The organism is Streptomyces sp. NPDC059373, from assembly GCF_042751495.1.
Classification (GTDB): Bacteria; Actinomycetota; Actinomycetes; order Streptomycetales; family Streptomycetaceae; genus Actinacidiphila.
Genome location: NZ_JBHYXC010000062.1, coordinates 1 through 5215, shown reverse-complemented (window position 1 = coordinate 5215; position 5215 = coordinate 1). Strand labels below are relative to the sequence as shown.

General features: G+C 70.0%; 5 protein-coding genes and 1 tRNA gene. 3 read left to right on the top strand and 3 right to left on the bottom strand.

Annotated elements, in window-relative coordinates; translation table 11 throughout:
• The 3 genes from ACFXJ5_RS38670 to ACFXJ5_RS38660 form a co-directional block, all read right to left on the bottom strand.
• The coding region (locus ACFXJ5_RS38670; RefSeq protein ID WP_384642359.1) for an NB-ARC domain-containing protein at positions 1-1490 on the bottom strand (1490 nt) is incomplete at its 3' end.
• A gap of 29 nt (positions 1491-1519) precedes the next feature.
• A complete protein-coding gene (locus tag ACFXJ5_RS38665; RefSeq protein ID WP_384642357.1) occupies positions 1520-1945 on the bottom strand; it encodes a hypothetical protein in 426 nt (141 codons plus the stop codon).
• 381 nt (positions 1946-2326) lie between these two features.
• Positions 2327-2399, bottom strand: a tRNA-Thr gene (locus ACFXJ5_RS38660).
• A 211-nt stretch (positions 2400-2610) separates the two neighbouring features.
• Between ACFXJ5_RS38660 and ACFXJ5_RS38655 the strand changes: the two genes are divergently transcribed.
• From ACFXJ5_RS38655 to ACFXJ5_RS38645, 3 genes are all read left to right on the top strand, one after another.
• Positions 2611-3729 carry an ABC transporter ATP-binding protein gene (locus ACFXJ5_RS38655; protein ID WP_384642354.1) on the top strand — a complete coding sequence of 373 codons (1119 nt, stop codon included), beginning with the start codon at positions 2611-2613 and terminating at the stop codon, positions 3727-3729.
• A gap of 264 nt (positions 3730-3993) precedes the next feature.
• Positions 3994-4404, top strand: a complete 411-nt coding sequence (locus ACFXJ5_RS38650) for a hypothetical protein (RefSeq protein WP_384642352.1) — start codon at positions 3994-3996, stop codon at positions 4402-4404.
• 33 nt (positions 4405-4437) lie between these two features.
• Entirely contained in the window at positions 4438-5166 is a 729-nt protein-coding gene (locus ACFXJ5_RS38645) for an NDP-sugar synthase (RefSeq protein WP_384642349.1), read from the top strand.
• Positions 5167-5215 lie beyond the last annotated feature (49 nt).

Here is a 5215-nt window from a genome sequence, read left to right as displayed (position 1 = left end):
CGCCCCAGATCCCCCGCCGCCCGGTAGGCGCCCGCGAGGTCGTTGCGGCTTTGCAGGGTGGAGGGGTGGACGTCGCCCAGCACCTGTTCGTACTGGGCGAGGGTGGCGGTTCGCAGCGCGATGGTGTGGGCGTCGCGGCCTTGCCGGTACAGGTACTGGGCGGCCTGGTGGTAGGTGTCGGCGGTGTCGGCTGAGGCGGGGGTGTCCGGTGGTGTGGACTCGGCCAGGGCCAAGACGTGCGGGAGCAGGCGTTCCCACGGGGCGGTCATTTCGGGCAGGGGGCCGTCCGGCGGGGTCGGCAGGGCCTGCCGGACGGCCTGTTCGGCCTCTGAGCGGCCCGGGGCGTAGAGGTCGCGCTCTGACTCGGCCGGGGTGCGCGTGCGGGTGCGGAGGACGGTCTGTACGAGGCGGTGGACGCTGACGCCCTGGCGGTCGTCGGTGAAGGCGATCATGTTGTAGGCGTGCAGGTCTCCGAGGGTGTTGCCCAACGCGATCGGGTTGGGGGCGAGGGGGGCCAGGAGGGTGCGGGGGATGTCGTCGGGGGCCAGCCAGGCCATGGCGTGCAGGAGGGTGACGGCCAGTGGGTCGCTACTGGTGAGCGCGGTGAGTGTCTTCTCCCAGATCCGGGCGATGGTGCGCTCGGGGTCGAAGACGTCACGATCCTCATCCAGGACCAGTCCCAGTGACCAGCGGTAGGTGTCCAGGTCGATGCCGGTCCGGTACGCGTAGGCGCCAGCCTGCTCCAGGGCAAGCGGCAGACACCCCAGAACCTCGGCCAGCTGCCGCGCCGCATCCCGCTGCGCACCGGTAGGCGTGCGGCCGGGGAAGGCCAGGGTGCACAGCAGGTCGGCGGCCTCGTCCAAGGGGAGCAGACCCAGGGCCATGGTGGGGGCCAGGGCGTGCCATCCGGTGGCCCTGCGGCTGGTGGCCAGGTGGTGCCCGCCGGCCAGGGTGCCCAGGTAGGGGCGAAGGTGGGCCGGGTCCTCGACGTTGTCGAAAATCAGCAGCCAGCCCGGGTGCGCTTGCAACCAGGTGATCGCCCACGCCGCCCGCTCGTCCGGCTCGGCCGCCTGCGCCCACTGCGGACACACCCTCATGGCCAGCCCCGCCAAACCGGTCACGATCGACTCGGGGGACTCGGCGGTGATCCACCACACCAGCGTGTAGGCGCTCCGGTAGCGGTCGGCGTAGTGCAGGGCCAGGGTGCTCTTTCCCACTCCGCCCAGCCCGTGAACAGCCCGCACGCGCGCCTGCACCACCGCCGCCGAGCCCCCGCCCGCCAGCATCCCCCGCAGGTCGGTCAGTTCCTGCTCACGGCCGACGAAGATCCCCGACACCGACTCCGGCAAGAACCCCGCCTGCGGCGGCGCCTGAACGGTCAGCGCCCAGTGCACTGCCTCAGCCGGCAGCACCACCACCCGCGCGTTGTCCCCGCTGATCGCGACCCCGATCGACTCGGCCCCGATCGAACGCTCCCCAGATACCGCCACCCGCACCGGCTCCCCCGGGACCGCCGCGCTCACCGCTGTGGCGGTTCGATGGCGGCGTGGTCGCCGGAGACCGCGATACCGATGTGCTGCGCGCCGATCGCCCGCGTCCCCGACACGTTCACCGTCACCCCGCCCGCCGCCGACAGCAGCCCGGCCACCTCACGCGCCAACTCCGCGTCCTCCCGCAACGCCCGCTTGACCTGCTGCCGCAACGCCCCCGCCGCATCCTCCTCGTCCGGCTCCTCGGCAGCCTCCCGCACCGCGGTCTCCAAAGCGGCGCGGCCCTGGCCGTCCCGGCGGTGCCACACCGCCCTCAGAATCCGCCGCCCCACACTCGCCGTTGCATCCACAGCCGCCTCCTCGGCCCGGCTGAACACCGCCGCCCCGTACGCGCCCACCGCCGCCGACAGATACGGCCCGGCCTGCTCCACCAGCTGAACAATCTCCGCACTCACGCCCGCCCCTGACTGCACGTCACCCGACCCCTGCCGGTGGCCAAGCGTAGGAACACACGACACTCCGTGAGTACAAAACGCCGAAACCACCCGCCACGGTTCCGCGACACGACCCTGCACCCGAGGTGGGTCCCTCCTCGGTCGGGCAGCTTTGCCGCCCCGCACCACGACGAACCCGCACATGACTCGCGCCCTCTGCCCGCTCCGAGGGAGGGCCGGGGTGTGGGGCGGAGCCCCGCATAGCTGTGTGCTGCGCCGCGCGGATGCGCGCCGCCTCGATCGCGGCTGAACCGTGGGTGACCGCCCCCGCCGAGGTCAGCCGTAGATGTCAGACGCCCCGGACCGATCATGGTCCGGGGCGTTCTGGCTGGCCAAGAAGAGAGCCGCCTGTCGGATTCGAACCGACGACCTTCGCTTTACAAGAGCGGTGCTCTACCAGCTGAGCTAAGGCGGCATGGCGGGCCGTCCACGTTCATGGGCGACCGCCAGGAAGCAGTGTACCCAGCGGGTAGAGGGGGGAAGGCCGAAAATTCGTCGGGCCGGGGCTGCTGACAAGGGGATGGTCGGGCAGGTAGCGTCACCGGAAGTCCATGATTTCTGGACTAGACCTCATTCCTTTACTCGGATCGTCCGGCACGTTCCTGCCGGTGAAGGGAACCATCAGCATGGCCACTGTTACGTTCGACAAGGCGACCCGGATATACCCGGGCTCCGAGAAGCCCGCTGTGGACGGCTTGCAGATCGATGTGGGCGACGGGGAGTTCCTCGTCCTCGTCGGCCCGTCCGGTTGCGGCAAGTCCACCTCACTGCGGATGCTCGCCGGTCTGGAGGACGTCAACGCCGGCGCGATCCGCATCGGTGAGCGCGACGTCACGCACCTGCCGCCGAAGGACCGGGACATCGCGATGGTGTTCCAGAACTACGCGCTGTACCCGCACATGACTGTCGCGGACAACATGGGCTTCGCGCTCAAGATCGCCGGGATCAACAAGGCGGAGATCCGCAAGCGGGTCGAGGAAGCCGCGAAGATCCTGGACCTCACGGAGTACCTGGCGCGGAAGCCGAAGGCGCTGTCCGGTGGTCAGCGGCAGCGTGTGGCGATGGGCCGCGCGATCGTGCGTGAGCCGCAGGTGTTCCTCATGGACGAGCCCCTGTCGAACCTCGACGCCAAGCTGCGTGTGCAGACGCGTACGCAGATCGCCTCGCTGCAGCGCCGGCTGGGCGTCACGACGGTGTACGTCACCCACGACCAGGTCGAGGCCATGACGATGGGCGACCGCGTCGCGGTGCTCAAGGACGGTCTGCTGCAGCAGGTCGACACTCCGCGCAGCATGTACGACCGGCCGGCCAACCTCTTCGTCGCGGGCTTCATCGGCTCGCCGGCGATGAACCTGGTCGAGGTGCCGATCGTCGACGGCGGCGCGAAGTTCGGCAACTCGATCGTGAACGTGGACCGCGACGCGATCAAGGCGGCCGCCGACAAGGGCGACACCACCGTGACGGTCGGCGTCCGCCCGGAGCACTTCGACATCGTGAACGGCGAGGCCAAGTCCCTCGCCAAGGACGAGCCGGCGGGCCTGGCCGTCACCGTCAACGTCGTCGAGGAGCTCGGCGCCGACGGTTACGTCTACGGTTCCGCCCAGGTCGGCGGCGAGCACCAGGACCTGGTCATCCGGGTCGGCGGTCGCGAGATCCCGGAGAAGGGCGCGGTGCTGCACGTGGTGCCGCGCGGCGGGGAGACGCACGTCTTCTCGACCTCGACCGGCGAGCGCCTCAGCGACTGACAGCTCGACGACCGACAGTTCAACCACTGACAGCTCGGTGAATGACGGCTCGGCGGTGTTCGTCACCTCCGGCTGACGCGTACGGCCCGGTCCTCCTGCGTGGAGGGCCGGGCCGTACGCGTTGGACGTCTGTCGACAAATGCCCTCACACGTCGGCCTTTCGAGCATGTTCGTCAACCCTCCCCAAACGGATTACGCGGATTTCGTCACTCGTCAGAGTGGCTAAATGTCGCCATATCATTACTCCTCGCTACCATCACTGCCGTGAACCAGGTAGCCAGCCGCATCGGCAAGACACTCGCTCTCGTCCTCCCGGTCGTCCTCGTACTTTCCGGGACCCTCGCCGTCACCCGCGTCCCGTGGGCCACGTCGGCATCCGAGGCTCAGACCCTCACCGCCGCGCATCCGCAGGCGGCGGACGTCACTCGGTCCGCCCCGCAGGAGGTACTGCGCCGCCGACTGCTCACGGAGCTCCAGGAGAAGAGCCCGGGCGTCGCGCTCACCAGCCTTCAGCGGGAGATGGCAGAACGGCCCTCGCTCGCCCAGTACTGCACGTCCATCGCCCGCTCGCTCGGCCGTGCCGCGGCCGCCCGTTACGGCTCCCAGCGCGCTCAGAACTGGTCGCGTCCGGTGTGCGACACCGCCTTTGCCACCGGCGTTGCCTCGGTCGGCTGACCCCGGGCCGTGGGCTCACGTAGGGTGCGTTTCATGACAGGACCGCTCCCTTCCGTCACCCAGGCCGTTCTCCTCGCCGGAGGACAAGGTTCGCGACTGCGGCCCTATACCGATACCCGCCCCAAGCCGATGATCGAGATCCCGGGCACCGGGACACCGATCATCGGCCACCAACTCGCATGGCTGGCCGCCGAGGGCGTCACCGACGCCGTAGTCTCGTGCGGCCACCTTGCTGAGGTCCTCCAGGACTGGCTGGCCGCGACCGAGTTGCCGCTCCGGGTCACGACGGTGGTCGAGACCGAGCCGCTCGGGCGGGGCGGCGGCCTCAAGTACGCCGCGAAGACGCTGCCGCGGCCCGATGAGCCGTGGTACGCCACGAACGGCGACATCTGGACCCGCTTCTCGCTGCGCGAGATGGCCGCCTTCCACTTCGAGCGGGCCGCGACCGCGACGCTCGCCCTGGCCCGCCCCCGGATCCCCTGGGGCGCCGTCGAGACCAACGAGTTCGGTCAGGTCCTCGACTTCGTCGAGTCGCCGCCGTCGCCGTTCCTGATCAACGCCGGGGTGTACGTCTTCGACCCCGAGTTCACCGACCTCCTCCCCGAGCGTGGCGACCACGAGCGCACCACGTTCCCCCAACTGGCGAGGGAGCGGCGCCTGGCGGGCTATCCGCTGCCCCAGGGGGCCTACTGGCGCGCGATCGACACGGTGAAGGACCTCACCGAGGCCGCGAAGGAACTCGCCGCCCAGCCGCCGCTGTAGCCCCGCAGGGAACGCAGAAGCCGGGCGGGCCGGAACGATTGTTCCGGCC

Excerpts from the sequence above, each read along its gene's own strand:
- ACFXJ5_RS38655 (WP_384642354.1), top strand. The coding sequence starts at position 2,611 with ATGGCCACTGTTACGTTCGACAAGGCGACCCGGATATACCCGGGCTCC.
- ACFXJ5_RS38645 (WP_384642349.1), top strand. The coding sequence starts at position 4,438 with ATGACAGGACCGCTCCCTTCCGTCACCCAGGCCGTTCTCCTCGCCGGA.